Origin of the sequence: Heyndrickxia sp. FSL K6-6286, assembly GCF_038630395.1 — a bacterium.
Lineage (GTDB): Bacteria > Bacillota > Bacilli > Bacillales > Bacillaceae_C > Heyndrickxia > Heyndrickxia oleronia.
This window is the reverse complement of sequence record NZ_CP152029.1, coordinates 457448-474055: the sequence shown is the minus strand read 5'-3', so window position 1 is coordinate 474055 and position 16608 is coordinate 457448. Positions and strand designations below refer to the sequence as shown.

14 protein-coding genes and 1 riboswitch are annotated in these 16608 nt (G+C 36.8%); all 14 genes read right to left on the bottom strand.

All coding sequences use genetic code 11. The features are described 5' to 3' along the window. Window positions 1-33: 33 nt before the first annotated feature. On the bottom strand, window positions 34-3474 hold the full coding sequence (gene metH / locus MHI39_RS02550) for a methionine synthase (protein ID WP_342540637.1): 3441 nt from the start codon (window positions 3472-3474) through the stop codon (window positions 34-36). After that, window positions 3455-5299 carry a bifunctional homocysteine S-methyltransferase/methylenetetrahydrofolate reductase gene (locus tag MHI39_RS02545; RefSeq protein ID WP_342540636.1) on the bottom strand — a complete coding sequence of 615 codons (1845 nt, stop codon included), beginning with the start codon at window positions 5297-5299 and terminating at the stop codon, window positions 3455-3457. Before MHI39_RS02545 ends, metH begins: the two co-directional genes overlap by 20 nt. Window positions 5300-5332: 33 nt before the next feature. Next, window positions 5333-6577, bottom strand: a complete 1245-nt coding sequence (gene metC, locus MHI39_RS02540; protein ID WP_342540635.1) for a cystathionine beta-lyase — start codon at window positions 6575-6577, stop codon at window positions 5333-5335. Next, complete coding sequence (locus MHI39_RS02535) at window positions 6574-7695, bottom strand: methionine biosynthesis PLP-dependent protein (RefSeq protein ID WP_058004029.1); 1122 nt, start codon at window positions 7693-7695, stop codon at window positions 6574-6576. Before MHI39_RS02535 ends, metC begins: the two co-directional genes overlap by 4 nt. Window positions 7696-7793: 98 nt before the next feature. After that, a riboswitch (SAM riboswitch) is annotated at window positions 7794-7901 on the bottom strand. 491 nt (window positions 7902-8392) lie between these two features. Next, window positions 8393-9646, bottom strand: coding sequence for an ammonium transporter (locus MHI39_RS02530; RefSeq protein WP_058004028.1), 1254 nt, complete (start codon window positions 9644-9646; stop codon window positions 8393-8395). Window positions 9647-9822: 176 nt separating this feature from the next. After that, window positions 9823-10389, bottom strand: a complete 567-nt coding sequence (locus MHI39_RS02525) for a hypothetical protein (protein WP_058004027.1) — start codon at window positions 10387-10389, stop codon at window positions 9823-9825. Between the two features lie 168 nt (window positions 10390-10557). Next, on the bottom strand, window positions 10558-11142 hold the full coding sequence (locus MHI39_RS02520) for a GNAT family N-acetyltransferase (protein WP_342540634.1): 585 nt from the start codon (window positions 11140-11142) through the stop codon (window positions 10558-10560). Then, window positions 11127-11441, bottom strand: coding sequence for a hypothetical protein (locus tag MHI39_RS02515; RefSeq protein WP_342540633.1), 315 nt, complete (start codon window positions 11439-11441; stop codon window positions 11127-11129). The genes MHI39_RS02520 and MHI39_RS02515 overlap by 16 nt, the downstream gene beginning before the upstream one ends. After that, window positions 11431-11571, bottom strand: coding sequence for an SCP2 sterol-binding domain-containing protein (locus MHI39_RS02510; RefSeq protein ID WP_342540632.1), 141 nt, complete (start codon window positions 11569-11571; stop codon window positions 11431-11433). The genes MHI39_RS02515 and MHI39_RS02510 overlap by 11 nt, the downstream gene beginning before the upstream one ends. A gap of 27 nt (window positions 11572-11598) precedes the next feature. Then, window positions 11599-11781 carry a hypothetical protein gene (locus MHI39_RS02505; RefSeq protein ID WP_342540631.1) on the bottom strand — a complete coding sequence of 61 codons (183 nt, stop codon included), beginning with the start codon at window positions 11779-11781 and terminating at the stop codon, window positions 11599-11601. Then, the gene (locus MHI39_RS02500) at window positions 11781-13334 is read right to left on the bottom strand and encodes an ATP-binding protein (RefSeq protein ID WP_242598343.1); all 1554 of its coding nucleotides are present in this window, start codon (window positions 13332-13334) and stop codon (window positions 11781-11783) included. The genes MHI39_RS02505 and MHI39_RS02500 overlap by 1 nt, the downstream gene beginning before the upstream one ends. An 89-nt stretch (window positions 13335-13423) precedes the next feature. Then, on the bottom strand, window positions 13424-14641 hold the full coding sequence (locus MHI39_RS02495; RefSeq protein WP_341041179.1) for an MFS transporter: 1218 nt from the start codon (window positions 14639-14641) through the stop codon (window positions 13424-13426). Window positions 14642-14727: 86 nt separating this feature from the next. Then, window positions 14728-15303 carry a metalloregulator ArsR/SmtB family transcription factor gene (locus MHI39_RS02490; protein ID WP_058004023.1) on the bottom strand — a complete coding sequence of 192 codons (576 nt, stop codon included), beginning with the start codon at window positions 15301-15303 and terminating at the stop codon, window positions 14728-14730. Between the two features lie 336 nt (window positions 15304-15639). Next, the gene (locus MHI39_RS02485) at window positions 15640-16575 is read right to left on the bottom strand and encodes a M15 family metallopeptidase (protein WP_342540630.1); all 936 of its coding nucleotides are present in this window, start codon (window positions 16573-16575) and stop codon (window positions 15640-15642) included. Window positions 16576-16608 lie beyond the last annotated feature (33 nt).

The following is a 16608-nucleotide window of genomic DNA, read 5'->3' as shown; positions in this document are numbered from 1 at the left end:
ATTTTTTGAGAAAAGAGCATTACCCATCAGATCTCACATAACATTGAAATACCTAGCTTCAGGATGGGAAAAAACAATCGCCGTCACCGCTGCCTCAGGTTCCATCATAAACCCTTCTGTTAATTGAAGACCAATTCTTTCAGGGTGGAGTAGCTTAAAAAGTTTTTCTTGGTCTTCAAGATTTGGGCAAGCAGGATAACCAAATGAGAAACGTTGTCCTTGATATTTTGCAGCAAATCGTTGTTGCATCGTAAATTCTGGTGCATCTGGAAATCCCCATTGATCCCGCATAAGCTGGTGGACTCTCTCCGCAAATCCTTCAGCAAATTCAAGAGCCATCGCTTGCAATGCATGACTTCTGAAATAGTCCCCTTCTGCTTTAAAGCGCTGAGCTCGTTCACGAATGTTTTTCCCTGCAACCACTGCAAACATACCTACATAATCCATCACACCACTATCTTTCGATCGTAAAAAATCTGCAAGGCAAAGATACGGTTTCTTGTCCTGTCTCGGAAATGTAAATCGTTCTAGTATTATGCTCGGTGTATCAGGGTCATATATAATTACATCATCACCCTCGGACTGAGCAGGAAAAAATTGAAAGATGGCAGATGGCACAATAATCTTTTCCCTCTTTGCTAATTCTAAGAGTTCGTCAACCTGCTGTGATAGCTTCAATGCTTTTTCGTCTTGTTCGGCAAGAAGTTTCGACAACTTTCCTTTAAGACCTAAATGATGTCCAAGTAACATTTGCCTATTTACATAAGGTTCGATGTGTGACACCGAATAGTCTCGTAAAATATGTGTTTTCAAATCAGAAGGTATATATACTGGCGCATCCTTCGCGACAGATGAACGTTCAATCACCTTCTTCGCAGGACGTTCAATTGTTCGTTCAATTTCTAATTGTTGAAGCTGTTTTTGTCGCTGTTCTTGTAATAGAATTTCTCTTTCCTTTTCATCCTGTAATCGATTGGCAAGTGATAATCCATCCATCGCATCCTTTGCGTAAACGACCAAACCATCATACTCAGGTACGATTTTATTAAGGGTAAATTTTCTCGATAAAGCTGCCCCTCCCACTAACATCGGAATACTAATGTCAGCTTCTTTCAAGTCTTGAGCAGTAGCAACCATTTGCTGGGCGGATTTCACCAATAATCCTGATAATCCAATCAACTTGGGCTTCTCTCTTCTAATGGCTTCAATGAGCTCCGCTGGAGCTACTTTAATTCCGAGATCAACAACATCATAACCATTATTATTTAAAATAATATCCACTAAATTTTTCCCTATATCATGAACATCACCTTTTACTGTCGCAAGTAGAATTTTTCCCTTCGAACTCGATGTATCATTTTTTTCCATATACGGTTCTAAAAAAGAGACTGATGATTTCATGACCTCAGCACTTTGTAATACTTCCGCTACGATCAACTGATTATCATTAAAAAGACGCCCTACTTCTGCCATTCCATCCATCAGTGGTCCATTTATTATTGCCAATGGAGAAGTGTATTCCTTCAATGCCTTTTGCAAATCATCAATTAATCCTTCCTTCGTCCCTTCGATGACATAACTAGCTATTCTCTCAGGAAGTGATAATTGCTGTACATCTACCTTTTTTTCTTTCTTTTTCCCACGATAAAATTCTGTAAACACCGTTAGTGCCTTTTCACTCGTATCAAATAGAAGCTGTTCAGCCATTTGTACCTCTAATTCAGGGATAGAAGCAAAACGTTCCAGTTTCTCCGTATTTACAATCGCATAGTCTAGTCCTGCTTTTGTACAATGGTAAAGAAAAACCGAGTTTAATACTTCACGACCGGCAGGAGGTAAGCCAAATGAAACATTACTCACCCCTAAAATTGTTTGGCATTTAGGAAGCTGTTCCTTAATTAGACGAATCCCTTCAACGGTTTCTTTTGCTGCTCGGAAATATTGCTCATCCCCTGTCCCAGCAGGAAAAACAAGAGGATCAAAAATAATATCATGAGGATTGACTTTATACTTATTTACTAAAAGATCAAAGGATCGTAAGGCAATTTCCAGCTTCCGTTCTGCTGTAACTCCCATGCCTTTTTCATCAATTGTCCCAACAACGATCGCACCACCATATTGATGCAAAAGAGGGGTTACTTTCTCAAATCTCTCCTCGCCATTTTCTAGATTTATCGAATTGATTATATTTTTCCCTTGGCAAAATCTAAATGCACATTCAATTACATTTTCATCCGTCGAATCGATCATCAATGGTACTTTCACCTTTTTTACAACTTCTTGAATAAAGTTCTCCATATCCTCTAATTCTTCACGGTCAGGGTCTGCCAAACAAATATCAATAATATGTGCCCCATTTTTTACTTGTGCACGGGCGACCTCGCTCGCCTCTTCAAATCTCCCTTCAGCAATGAGACGTTTAAATTTACGGGAACCAATGACATTGGTACGTTCACCTACGAATAACGGCCTACTACTTTCATCTTCATAAATAAATGGTTCAATCCCAGATACTGCATGTGGATGGCTAGTATTCGCGATTCTAGGGTGAATATCTTTTAAAGCATCCACCATTGCTTTAATATGTGCAGGAGTCGTTCCACAACAACCTCCGGCTAGATTTAACCAGCCCTTTTCGGCAAAAGCCTTAATTTTTGCTGCCAGTGATTCAGGTGTTTCATGGTAATTGCCTTCCTCATCTGGTAAACCTGCGTTTGGATAACAACTGACAGCAGTTGTCGATAAATTAGAAAGGGAACGAATATGCTCTGCCATAAATTCAGGTCCTGTTGCACAGTTAAGTCCAACTGCAACAGGATTCATATGCTCAACGGAGATATAAAATGCCTCAATACTCTGACCAGCCAAAGTTGTTCCCATCGGTTCAATTGTTCCAGATATCATAAGAGGAACTTGCTTTTTTGTTTGTTCAAATGCTGTTGTTATCCCAAGATAGGCAGCCTTTACATTTAATAAATCTTGTGATGTTTCCAAAAGAAGAACATCTACTCCACCACGAATTAGTCCTCGAGCTTGTTCCTCGTAGGCTGCTCTTAATTGTTCAAATGACGCCCCACCTGTTATAGATAAGGTTTTCGTTGTCGGCCCCATTGACCCAGCAACAAAACGTGGATGCGCCACTGTCGAAAATTCATCCGCCACCCTTTTAGCAATTTTTGCAGATACATAATTGATTTCCTCAGCTTGATTTCCTAACTGATACTCATCTAAAACCGTACTAGTTGCACCAAATGTATTCGTTTCAATGACATCTGCACCTGCAGCAAGATATTCCCTATGAATCTCTTCAATAATTTTTGGAGCAGTGATACTTAAATATTCATTACATCCTTCATACTCTTCGCCTCCAAAGTCACTTGCCGATAGATTTTTCGATTGAATCATCGTCCCCATCGCACCATCTAATATGAGAATCCTTTTCTTTAATTGTTGTTCAAATACGGTTTGTGACATGGACGACATTCTCCTTTGCATGAATATAATTCGAGCATTCAATCGTTAAATCATAGCGAATAAATGGGGTAATTAAATAAATACCATTAAAATATTCCATTGCTGTATCAATAAGAGATTTTGAAATAGCCAAGCTTTCTGTCGTTGCTTGAAGTGGATCATCTGCTGCCTTTTCCATAGCCGATAAAATCGTATCAGTTAACGTAATACCTGGAACCTCATGGTGAAGGAAGTTTGCATTTTTATAACTAGTTAATGGCATAATGCCAATATAAATAGGTGTCTGTAAATGTTTGGTCGCTTCATATACTTCTATAATTTTTTCTTCACTAAACAGAGGTTGGGTTATAAAATAATCTGCCCCACTCTTTATCTTTCTCTCTAGTCTGCCAACTGCACGATCAATATTCCGTACATTCGGATTAAAAGCGGCCGCTACAGAGAAAGAAGCTTTTTTTCGTAGTGATTTTCCAGAATAAGAGAGTCCCTCATTAAATTGTTTGATCATTTGAATTAAATCAATGGAGGACACATCATATACCGATGTCGCTCCAGGAAAATCACCTATTTTTGAAGGATCACCTGTTACTGCAAGAACCTGATCAATGCCTAAGGCATCCAATCCCATCAAATGTGATTGCAAGCCAATCAAATTTCGATCACGACATGTAATGTGTACGAGCGGGCGAATATTGTATTGTTCCTTTAAAATTGTCCCCATAGCAACATTGCTAATTCGCGGGGAAGCCAATGAATTATCGGCCATCGTAATAGCATCAATATTTACCGCTTTTAATGCTTTTGCCCCTTCTATAAATCTTTCTGTTTGCAGATGCTTAGGTGTGTCTAATTCGACAATAATAGAGGTTCTCCCCTTAACAATTTCGTGTAATGGGGGTTCAGTAGGAACTTGGGTTATAGCTAATTCGATCTTTTCTTTAGAAGGCTTAACCACCTTCTTTGTAATCGGCACGAGTCCCTCAATCCCCTCTGTGATGGCTCGTATATGCTCAGGTGTTGTCCCACAACATCCCCCGATAAGCCGAACTCCTTGCTTCACTAATTGGACAGCACAATCCTTGAAATACGTTGCATTATTCGTAAAAACAAATCTTCCATCCTCATAATCAAGTAAACTTGCATTTGGATAGGCAGATAGAAAGGCATTCTTCGGTAAAGGGATTTCTTCTAGCGATTGAATCATATGATGAGGTCCGAGCCGACAATTTAAACCAATTACATCTGCTCCCATCTCCTCCAACCGGTATAACCCTTCCCTTAATTCCATTCCATTCTGCAGGACACCCGGTTCTAGCAAAGAGAATTGAGCAATAACCGGAAGATCTGACTCTTTTTTAGCAATTTCAACTATCGCCAAAAGCTCTTCCACATCGTAAAAGGTTTCAAGCAAAATTCCATCTACACCTTCATTAAGGATATGAAATAACTGTTCTCTAAAACTTCTTTTAATTTCTGATAATGTAATATCCGCCTTACGAATGCCTCTGTATCCACCAAAGGAACCTAAGATGATGGTTTCTTTGTTTGCGGCTTTCTTGGCGATACGAACCGCTTCTGTATTCACTGCCTTTACTTGCTCTTCAAGACCATATTGGCTCAATTTAAAATAATTTGCTCCGTATGTATTGGTCTGAATTACCTGTGCACCTGCTTGTATATAAGCTTGATGAATATTAATTATTTCATCTGGGTGAGACAAATTAAATTCCTCATAGCAAGTATCCTTCCCGTAAGAATAAAGAAGGGTTCCCATCGCACCATCTGCTACTAGTACAGAAGATTTTAGTTTCTCAACAATGTTCATCCGAACCACACTCCCCCTTTTAATGCTAATCGGCTATACATGCTCGGTAACCTCGCCAATTTTACTAGGTAAAATTCTACTGCCAATTTTACTAGGTAAAATTTTACTGCCAATTTTACTAGCTACTAATAGGGCTTGCTCAATGTCCTTAATTAAGTCATCCACATTTTCTAATCCCACAGATAAACGTAATAATCCATCTGTAATTCCTCTTTTCTCTCTTTCCTTTTTCGGCATTGCAGCATGGGACATTGTAGCCGGATAGGACAGAATGGATTCAACGGCACCCAAACTAACAGCAAACACAGGAATCTTAAGACTTTCAACAAATAATTTAGTGGTTGCCTGATTAGGTAAGCTAAAAGAAAGAACCGCACCTGCTCCTGATGATTGTCGAAAATGGACGGAGTGTCCTGGGTGAGTTGTAAATCCTGGATAATATACCGCTTCAATCAGTGGATGACTTTGCAAACGTAATGCAATCTCATTTGCCGACTGGGAGGATTGCTTCAGTCGAACACCTAATGTTTTCATCCCACGTAATAGTAGCCAGCAATCATGGACTCCTAAAATTGAGCCAAATGCATTTTGAATATAGCCTAATTGTTCCGCCAATTGTTCATCTTTAACCACAGCTAGACCTGCAACGACATCACTATGACCGGATAAAAACTTTGTCGCACTATGTATTACAATATCCGCTCCCAACTCAAGTGGTCTTTGCAAAAAAGGAGTCATGAATGTATTGTCAACAAAGACGAAACAATTTTTAGCTTTGGCTAATCTCACCACTTCTTTTATATCTGTAATGTGCAAAAGTGGATTAGAAGGCGTTTCAACATAAACTACTTTCGTGTTTGGTTGAAAGGAACGGGCTACTTCACTTAAATCCGTCATATTGACAAAGGTATGTTCAATCTTAAATCTTGACAGGACCTGAGTAATCATTCGAAATGTACCACCATACACATCTTCCGAGATTAAAACATGGTCTCCAGCAGAAAGAAGCATAAAAGCAGAAGAAATAGCGGCCATCCCAGATGCAAAGGCAAATCCTTTGGCCCCCCCTTCTAAATCCGCAATCATATCCTCGAGTACCTTACGAGTTGGATTACCAGAACGACTATAATCATATGGCCCAAATTGATCAAATTGATGTTGATGAAATGTTGAAGAATAATGAATCGGTGGATTGACAGCCCCTGTAGCCGAGTCGATAAATGCTGATTGAGAAGTAAGTCTTGTTTCAATATCAAAATCATTTTGGCTTCTACTCATAGGAATTGTTCCTCCTTCTGAAGCAACTGAAAAGCCTGTTCAAGATCGTTCTTTATGTCTTCAACATATTCAATTCCTACAGAGAAGCGAAGCAATCGATTACAGACTCCATTCTTTATTCTAATTTCCTCAGGTATATCTCCATGAGTTTGCGTGGCAGGATAAGTAATAAAGCTTTCAACTCCACCTAAGCTTTCAGCAAAAGTTATAAGCTTTAAGTTCCTTAAAAACGGCGAAATCCACTCCTCTTTTTCCAAACGAAAAGAAACCATCCCACCTCTACCCGGATACAAAACATCAGTTACTTCTTGACGTTCATTTAAAAATTCCACTAGATGTTTTGCATTATCTACATGCTTCTCCATTCGTAATGCTAAAGTTTTCAAGCCTCTTATTAACAGCCAAGAATCAAAAGGTGATAATACTGCACCTGCACCATTATGAAAGGCAGAAAGCTTCTCACATATCTCTTTGCCCTTTGCCACAACAAGTCCAGCAAGTACATCATTATGTCCACCAATGTACTTCGTTGCGCTATGCACAACAATATCAGCACCAGAAAGAATTGGTTTTTGAAGATATGGAGTTAAAAAAGTATTATCGACAATGAGCAATAGTTGGTGATCTTTAGTAAAAGTGGCCACTTTCGTAATATCCGTTTCCACCATCAGTGGATTAGTAGGTGTTTCAATAAAGATCGCCTTTGTTTTTTCAGTGATTGATTCATTTACTAACTCAATATCATTTACATTTATATATTTCGTTACGATTCCATATGCCTTCGCATAATGTTCAAATAGGCGATAGGTTCCCCCATATAAATCATCAGATGCAATTAATTCATCTCCACTTTCAAAAAGAGATAATACCAATTGTATAGCTGCCATTCCAGAACTGCAGGCAAATCCTTGATCTCCCTCTTCTAATTTCGCAAAGCTATCTTCTAGCAACGCACGAGTTGGATTTTTGGTTCGTGAATAGTCAAACCCTGTTGACAATCCTATTCCCTCATGTCGATAAGCAGTCGATAAAAAAATAGGTGGATTGACTGCTCCTGTCTCGGATTCACTTCGATTACCAATTTGAACAAGATTCGTTTCAATATGATGATTGCTCAATTTAAACTTCCTCCCTCATTTTTACTTGGACTATGAGGAGAACATACAACTAAAAAAGGGACTTCTATAAGAAGAAGTCCCAATTAGCCATTAGATTCTCCTTATCGTTCAGGTTATAAAACCTGCTGGAATTAGCACCATATCAATCATGTTGACTGGTTGCTGAGGCGTCATAGGGCCAGTCCCTCGACCTCTCTAGATAAGATTTAACTATATAGTTTATGTGTTAAAATTTTCAAACTTAATGTTAAATGTACAATAAAATTATTAAATAATCAAGATTTTTTAACTTCATTTAATTATTCGAATTTTTCCTGCCTACTCTCTCATATAGGTCCATTAAATAAACACACCACTCGCTAACCTGCTGTTAAAACTGCATATCCTAAAGTATAATGTCTGTTCACAACAAATATAGTTAAACATTCACATCGGTCTTCCAAACGAGTCATTTATTAATGGATGTTTTCGTATCGTTTGTTGCTCTTATAAAAGCCCAACTACCATCTTTTTCCCCAATAAAAAATTCCTGCAATTCTTATGCTTATTGTAACTCTTTTCTCTAGTAAAAATTTAAAGGTGTAGCGATCTTCAGCCGATAGTTATTCGTTAAAACTATACTTAAATAGCAAGGATGTTTAAAAAAGAGCCTTATTAATCAAAGGAAAAGATGTATAAATGATTCAATGCCGTTGAATCAGCTTATTTTTTCTTTTGATACGAGTTCCGGATAGCCATAGCTGCCATGTTCACTTAAATCGAGTCCAATGGTCTCTTCTTCTTCAGTGACACGAAGCCCCTTCATCATTTTCTTCATTACAAATAAAATGACATATGATACAAGAAAGGCATATAACCCAGAAGCGAAAACGCCCATAAACTGTACTCCTAATTGATGAAATCCCCCTCCGTAAAATAAGCCTGGTGATCCAACAGTTGCAAGTTCCTTTGTAGCAAAAAATCCTGTAGACAATGTTCCCCATATACCCGCTGTCCCGTGAACTGATAATGCATATATCGGATCATCAATGTTTCTTTTATCAAAAAATCTCATGCTATAAAATACTAAAATACCAGCGATAAAGCCAATAACTACTGCTGCCCACGTAGCTACAAACGCACATGATGCTGTAATCGCTACTAGCCCTGCCAATGCTCCATTTAAAATTGCCGGTACATCTGCCTTTCCTAGCAATAACCACGATATAAGAAGTGCCCCTAATGCTCCTGATCCCGCAGCTAAGTTTGTATTTAAAGCAACAAATCCAAAAAACCCTTCTGAGACAGATAATGTGCTGCCTGCATTGAAACCAAACCAACCAATCCACAAAATTAAAACTCCTAATGCAGTAAACACCTGGTTATGTCCCAAAATTTGATTAACTGAACCATCCTTATTGTACTTACCTATTCTTGGTTTCAATAATAATGTTGCTGCTAAGGCGGCCATTGCCCCCGTCAAGTGAACAACTGTAGACCCTGCAAAATCTTGCTTACCATGCTCAGCAAGCCAGCCACCACCCCAAATCCAATGGGCAATTACTGGGTAGACCATTATCGAAAATAAGATAGAAAAAATCACATAAGTGGAGAATTTAGCACGTTCAGCAAAACCACCAAATGCAATGGTTAATGCAATTGTCGCAAATGCTAATTGGAATAAGAAGAAGACAGAAGAAGAAAGTTCACCATTCAATTCATTGCTCGAGTAAAAAAAGTGTGATAGTCCAACAAAAAAGTTAGAGTTTTCACCAAATATAAATGCATACCCACAGGCCCAAAAAATAAGTGATCCAATCCCAAAAGTAAAAATTGTTTTTCCAGCTATATGTCCCGCGTTTTTCATTCGTGTAGATCCACACTCCAGTAAAATGAATCCCCCTTGCATGAGGATAACTAAGATAGCCCCCAACATTACCCACATATTGTTCATTAATATCTCTACTGCCATATAAAAACCCTCCCTGTAAGTTTAATTGCATAATTCATGTTAAAAAATCTAACATGATTACATTTTTTCTTATTATTTTAGTGGATTTTAAGCGTGTGTCAATAGAGAATTGTAAAAAATCTAAAAATTAATGTTAAAAAACATTACACGAAATTAAAAAGACCAAAAAAAGAGGCTTAAGCCCCTAAATATTTTTCAAATAATTGTTCCTTCGACATTAATAAATATGTTGGTTTTTTTCTTTTTATCTTTCTAATTGACAAGGATGTTGTAGAAAGAAGATAGATAGGCATTTGCGATATTCGCTTAAAATGAATATAAAATCCGTTTTCTGGATACATTAGCTCAAACCCAAGTTTCTTCACACCCTTATTGAGCATCGTAATTCCGATAATTCCCTTTATATCATCAACCTTACGATGATTTTCCAGAAACATAGCTAAAATTGGCATCGATTGTTCCACCATTCGATAAATCGCTCGTGTTCTGTGTAATGAATCATTCACTTTAATCACTTCCTTCAGTATACGAACATTATGAAGATGAATTTTAAGCAAACGATCATTTTTTGTAATTAAAGTTCCATCTGATAAAAGAAAATCCTTCCCTTTATATTTGGTCAACTTTACCCGAAACACAGCTTTTCTGTTTTGAAATGTACCAATATATTTCAGCCTTCTAACTAAATGATAAAAAGGATCAAATAATGTCCACAAAGAGATGATTGAATGTCGTATAAACAAAATGATCTTATCCCCTTTCAACTAACCATCTTTTTATAGGATGAGCATCTTCCTGCGTTTTCAATCTCTTATAAAGCTGGTAAATAGTATAGCGGTATAAAAATAAACTCCCACACAATCATTCAGTGAGGAGTTTATTGACATTGATATTATATGCAAAATACTTATTTAGATTTCCTTTCTTCTATAGGAAATAAGCTTATTTTTCACTAAAAAACCAGCACTTTTATATAATTTTAATGCCTTCTCATTTTCTGCAGCTACACATAATTGAATTTCTTCAATCGAAAAATGGTTAAAGAGTTGAAATAAAGCAGACCTTATCAATCGTTTTCCGACACCTTTTTTACGATGGTCTTGCGAGACACCAATATATTCCAGACTTCCTTCATGAAATTCAGGATTTGCCTCGAAATATACATAGCCCTGTAATTCCTCGTTATCCTTAGAAATAAGAACTTTTCGATCATCGTTTAATCGTTGAATAATGTCCTCCCCATTATAATATGTATGAGGAAACAACTCTTGATGTAAAGTAATAAATGTCGGAAATAAATCGCTTGTTATTTCCTGAATCCCTTCATCACAGAGAGAATCGTCTGGAGATGGTTTAGCAATTAATATATAATGAGCATTTCCCTTCTCAAATTGAAGCTGATCCATAAATGGAGCTGCATACTGATGTTCCTTATGATAAAAGCCGTTATATTGTTGGACAGAAATAGATAACTTTTTTATTAACCCATCCCACATCTTTGTGCAACATCTAACCAATCATCCCACTGGATAAAAGGGCCCCAAATTTCTACTTCTTGAGAATCCTTCTCTATATCTAACCCAAGAACACCTACAAGCTGATCATGGTGAAAAGCCCCAATCAATGACTCTGCAAGGGGCAGATCCGAAAAGTCATATTCAAGGGTATGTAGAATTTCCTTCTCATTCTCACCGCAATAGCCAACATGCTGATGGGAAGTGGAGTTGCATTTTGATATAAATGCAGCTGCAACTCTCAAGTCGTCTATTGCTTTAATTTCTAAGTTATAGCTCATATTCACCTAATAAGCTTTCCAGCTTCAATGCTAATCCAATACTTCCTTGTACTTTTAATTTCCCCATCATAAATGCTGCAGCACTATTCATCGTCCCTTGTAAAAACTTTTTGAAGTCAGTTACCTTCATTTTAAGTGTACATTTCGGCTCTTTAAACTAATTACGTAAAACCTTTACTGTTTCATTGGAAAATACCAGTTGAAAGGTTCCACCATCTTCCCCAGTTAAATCAAATTGATAGATCACATTTAAATCCTTAAATGGAATAGGATTCTCATTCATCAGCCTTTCGATGTCAATCCATATTTGATCAACTGTTTTATTTGTTAGATCAGTCACTATACATCTCTCCTCATCAAATATTTCTCCAAAGCCTGATTTAACGTCCCATATGTTTCCGCTTTATCTGTAATAGTTAAATTTAAATCAATCATTGTATTTACACATTCAGGACGAATCCCTGTAATAATCGTTTTACATCCCATCATACTAATCCCTTCTAAAATTTTTAGAAAGTAAAGAATGGCCTCCTCTTCAATAATAGCAACCCCAGAAAAGTCCATGATGAGCGTCATAATTTTGTATTGACTGATTTGATTAAAAATCTTTTCCTTCATCCCCAACATTCTGTCATTATCCACCTTGCCAATTAAAGGCAATATACACATCGAATCGATAATCGGGATAATCGGCACTGATAAATCTTCTATTATCTCCTGTTGGGATTGAAGTACTTCTTCTTTATAGTTCGTATAGCTAATAAAAAAGCTATTTAAAAATTGATCAATGAGGTCATTGATATTTTTTTCCAGAGTAAAGAACTCTTCACGATTCGTTTCAGTCCCTCTAATACGATCAAAATTATAAAGGAAATTCCACAGCACACGACGAATGGCTTGAAGCCATTCTAACTTAAACGCAATGGTTAACGAATGTTTTGCCCATGCTTCCCCTTCTTTTTGAGCAAACATCATCAATTCGTGACGGCGATTTTCTACTATGAACAAAACTAGTTTTTGTGCATTCCCTAACAAATCAATATTTCCTATAGTATGTATTTCGTTAATTTTATCGCGTACGTTTACTGCCTCTGATAATAAATGCTGTTCAAACACATCTTGATTTTCTAATAAGTATTCCTTCAAATTTCCACTTTCTACATTTTTAATATTCAATCTAACCACTCCATGCTGTATATGTGATATATCTATCGGAAGGATAATACGGAAAGTTGTCCCTACATTTTCTTCACTATCCACTTCAATACGACCACCATGCTGGTAAATCGTTGTAAAAACCTGTGTTAACCCCATTCCTGTCCCATTTTCCTTTGTAGTAAAAAAGGGGGTACCAAGCAGCGCACACTTATCTTTTGGTATCCCAACTCCCGTGTCTTTAACTAAAATATATACATACCCATCACGAATAAATTGATTCACATAGATGGTTCCCTTATCAGGAATCGCTTCAAACGCATTCTTAAATAAATTAAAAAAGGTCTTTTTCAACTGATTTCTTTTACCTGAGACAATAGCTGAATCGACGTTTTCAAAATTAGTTTCTAATTTCACTCGATATTGTTGGTCTTGAAATAAGTAAAGGATCGATTCTATTTCTGCACATAAATTAAAAGTGGATAATAATTCATCTTCCATATCCGGTTTAGAAACTTGAAGGAGGTTCTCTAGAGTAAGTAATGCATTGTTCAATTCCGCCTCAGCTACATCAATATAGGTATCAGGACTTTTTTCTTTTAATAGCTGTAAAAAACCCTTTACAGAGGTTAAAGGATTCCTTACCTCATGAGCAATTCCTGCTGCTATTTGTCCAACTGAAGCTAATTGTCCTATATGAACATCACTTATTTGATTATTCATTGGATCATTTCCCATCGTTTGAACCCCCATTTATCTAGTTGTATTAATCATAATGTTCCAATAATTATTTTACACCACATTTCTCCTCAAAGTAATATATTCATCTAAATATTGCGAAAATATTTTACATATTTCTTCCTTTTTATCTTCAACATAAAAATCAAAGCAATGGCTACAAACATAAAAGATATGCCTCCAAGACATCCTAATAATCGTGGATCAATGATCTCTAAGACGATACCAGCTAAAAACATCGATATTCCCAGCAATGTATTCGATATTGTGGCAGATAGAGCAAACATTGTACCTTGATATTTTTCGGGTACCTCCTTCATTAAAACTGTATCAAAGCAAGCATTTCCAATCCCCGACATAAGTGCAATAAAACAGAAAACCACAAACGAAAGGAATACCAAATAGACCTGACTTAATAGGACTAGTCCCAATCCTTCCAATATTAAACAGAAAAGTCCTATTATTAAAAAATGCTTCTTTATTCTCTTTGCAACTGTAAAGCTTGTAATTAACCCAATCCCAAGCGCTCCATAAAAAAGCCCAACCCCTACTTCGCCAAGTTTGTATTCTTCTACTGCGTAAATACTAATTAACACATTATCGATTCCATTCAGCAATGAAATAATCAATTCACATAATAAAATCACTTGTAAAGGTAAAGAAAGTATAATTACCTTTTTTAGTTCAGAAAGAAATCTTGAATTAGATGGATTTGAATTGTTGTCTAAGTCTATTTCAGGAAAAGCAATGCTGGAAATAAAAAGAGCAGCAACTAAAAATGATAGTCCATTCAACCAAAAAGTCATATCTGGTCCAAATAAATAAGAAACGAGGCCACCTGAAAATGCCCCTCCAATTAATACAATACCAACCATTACTTGTTCCAAACTATTTACCATTAATAGGTTTTCTTTTTTTACCATTCTAGGAATCGAGGCCTTTCGTGTCGGGGCATAAATTGCTTCACCTGCCGCTAAAATGAAGGAGCCTATATAAATAATCCAAATATCCTCTTTACTATTTACAAGTAAAAAAGATAATGCGAAGAAGATTCGCACAAGATCCGTTGTGATCAGCACCCGTTTTCTTGAAAAGCGATCTGCAAGCCGCCCACCTAATGGACCAAATAACAGGAAAGGAAGTAAACGAAGAGCCATTGTTACTCCCACCGCTAGACCAGATCCTGTTAGTTGAATAATTAAAGTAAGCATAGCAACCTGGCTAAATCTGTCCCCAATTCCATTAATGATTCCCGCTGCAAATAATTTTCGGTATGATTTTTCTTGTTTCAATAAGGATATCTTCATTTTATCCACCTACTTTAATGATTATCTAATTAAATAAATGTCGAATTAGTTGAGCAAAAAAATATGGATAGGTTCTATCCATTTTTTTAGCGCAGCCACCATAATTCAGGCGGATTCATTTCATACTCATTATTTTCTCGGTACATAAATTGACACATAATCAATTCACGTCTTAAAGTTGCATAGTCTTCATGAAATTGCTTTAAGTATTCATTCACTTCTTTTTCAGGATACACCTTTCCAAATTCAAAGCCTCTTACAATATGCGCTAATATCACCAGCTTTTTCTTACGTTGCGCAGGTATAGTTTTTAACTTACCATCCCTTGTAAAGAAATTATTAATAATACTCGCTCTCTCTGTTTCTGTAACTGTCATTTCCATATGATCTCCCCCTTTTCCTACAGTTAATATCGCCATGGCACTTCCTTTAAGAATCTTTTCATTTAAAGAAAAATAGATAGTATTTTTTTCACGCCTTTCCTTAATTAGCCCCACCTCACGCAGCTTTGCTATATGATGAGTAATAGTTGGCGGCTTCAAGCCTAGCTTTCCTGCAATCGCCTGTCCATGAAGAGGTCCTTGCTGTAACAGTGCAATAATCCTCACTCTCGTTAAATCCCCCAAAGCTTTATGAAAATCAACAATTTTACTCATTTGCATACTAAACACCCCTAATTCAACATATATCTAATTAGATAATAATAAAATTAACTTGTTTTTACAAGTCTTTTAGAATATTTTGTAGCCTATTATTCAATTTGCCTAGTTCATTACGATCACAATGGGTATTAGTATTCTTAAACTGTTTATGTGGTTCGATGCTTTTTGACTGGTTTATACACTTTTTTGAGTGGTTATCGTATATTTTTATTGGTTCGACACCTCTTTTGAGTGGTTCATTTTTCCCTTTGTATAATAAAAAATAATGGCCCATACTGATAACAGTACAGGCCATTAGAATCTATATAAAATGCGGGGGGCGCATTGATTTGCTTCTTAAATTCCCTTTTTATTTTGAAAATATTCTTCAAGGGTGATTCCCTTATGGTAGATTTCAGTTGCAATTTCCTTTCCTACATATCGAAAATGCCATGGTTCAAATTGATATTTTGTAATATTCTCTTTTCCCTTTGGATATCGAAGAATAAATCCATATTCATGGGCATGTTCTGCTAGCCACTTACCTTCTGGTTTGTATTCAAAGCTTTCATCTAACGTATAGTTCATGCTCGCTGCTGAAATATCCATTGTTAATCCTGTCTGGTGTTCACTCGTTCCCGGTTTCGCCACTGCAAGCTCCGCTTTTTGGCGACCAACCTGTTCAATTTCCCGATTGAATAAATATTCTTGGGTTTCATAGGAACGAAAACCTGATGCAGCATAAAGCTGAATCCCATTTGAGGAAGCTTGATTGAACATCCTCTCTAGTGTATCTGCAGCTTCTGCTCGCATTAATGCCTTATCTAGCTGCTGACTCCCGAAAGTAAACTTCACCTTTGGACGGACGAGATCATTTGGACGATATCCTTTAGGCAGGGCATTGGATTTATTGACCATAACAGTTATCGCAGTCGGATTACCAACAACAGAGACAGAATCCTGCTTGGAATGATCAACAACTTTATCTGATGATTGACTTATTTGATCATTCTGAGGTACTTCTTTCCTCTGATCTGATTGCGTCTCGTTATTTTTATTCTGATCCTGTTTACTACCGTCATTTTCCTTTGTATTATTTTCAGTTATTCGTTCACTACTATCGCCTTGAATGTCTTCCTGTCGATTATTATCGGTATCTTCTTGTGATTGATTATTATCAACCCCTGAAGATACTTCCTTATTCCCTGTTGCCTGATTAGACGGGTGATCTTTGTCACCACATCCCGTAAGAAGGAGGATGATTAAGCATGAAGCAAGAGCCAATTTATTCATTAGAAGTCCCCTTATTTATTATCACTATTACAG

Coding starts and splice junctions, on each gene's coding strand:
- MHI39_RS02500 (WP_242598343.1), bottom strand. CDS start 13,334: ATGGGAAATGATCCAATGAATAATCAAATAAGTGATGTTCATATAGGA.
- MHI39_RS02520 (WP_342540634.1), bottom strand. CDS start 11,142: ATGTGGGATGGGTTAATAAAAAAGTTATCTATTTCTGTCCAACAATAT.
- MHI39_RS02485 (WP_342540630.1), bottom strand. CDS start 16,575: ATGAATAAATTGGCTCTTGCTTCATGCTTAATCATCCTCCTTCTTACG.
- MHI39_RS02510 (WP_342540632.1), bottom strand. CDS start 11,571: ATGAAGGTAACTGACTTCAAAAAGTTTTTACAAGGGACGATGAATAGT.
- MHI39_RS02515 (WP_342540633.1), bottom strand. CDS start 11,441: ATGAGCTATAACTTAGAAATTAAAGCAATAGACGACTTGAGAGTTGCA.
- MHI39_RS02490 (WP_058004023.1), bottom strand. CDS start 15,303: ATGCAAATGAGTAAAATTGTTGATTTTCATAAAGCTTTGGGGGATTTA.
- metC (WP_342540635.1), bottom strand. CDS start 6,577: ATGAGTAGAAGCCAAAATGATTTTGATATTGAAACAAGACTTACTTCT.
- MHI39_RS02545 (WP_342540636.1), bottom strand. CDS start 5,299: ATGAACATTGTTGAGAAACTAAAATCTTCTGTACTAGTAGCAGATGGT.
- metH (WP_342540637.1), bottom strand. CDS start 3,474: ATGTCACAAACCGTATTTGAACAACAATTAAAGAAAAGGATTCTCATA.
- MHI39_RS02495 (WP_341041179.1), bottom strand. CDS start 14,641: ATGAAGATATCCTTATTGAAACAAGAAAAATCATACCGAAAATTATTT.
- MHI39_RS02530 (WP_058004028.1), bottom strand. CDS start 9,646: ATGGCAGTAGAGATATTAATGAACAATATGTGGGTAATGTTGGGGGCT.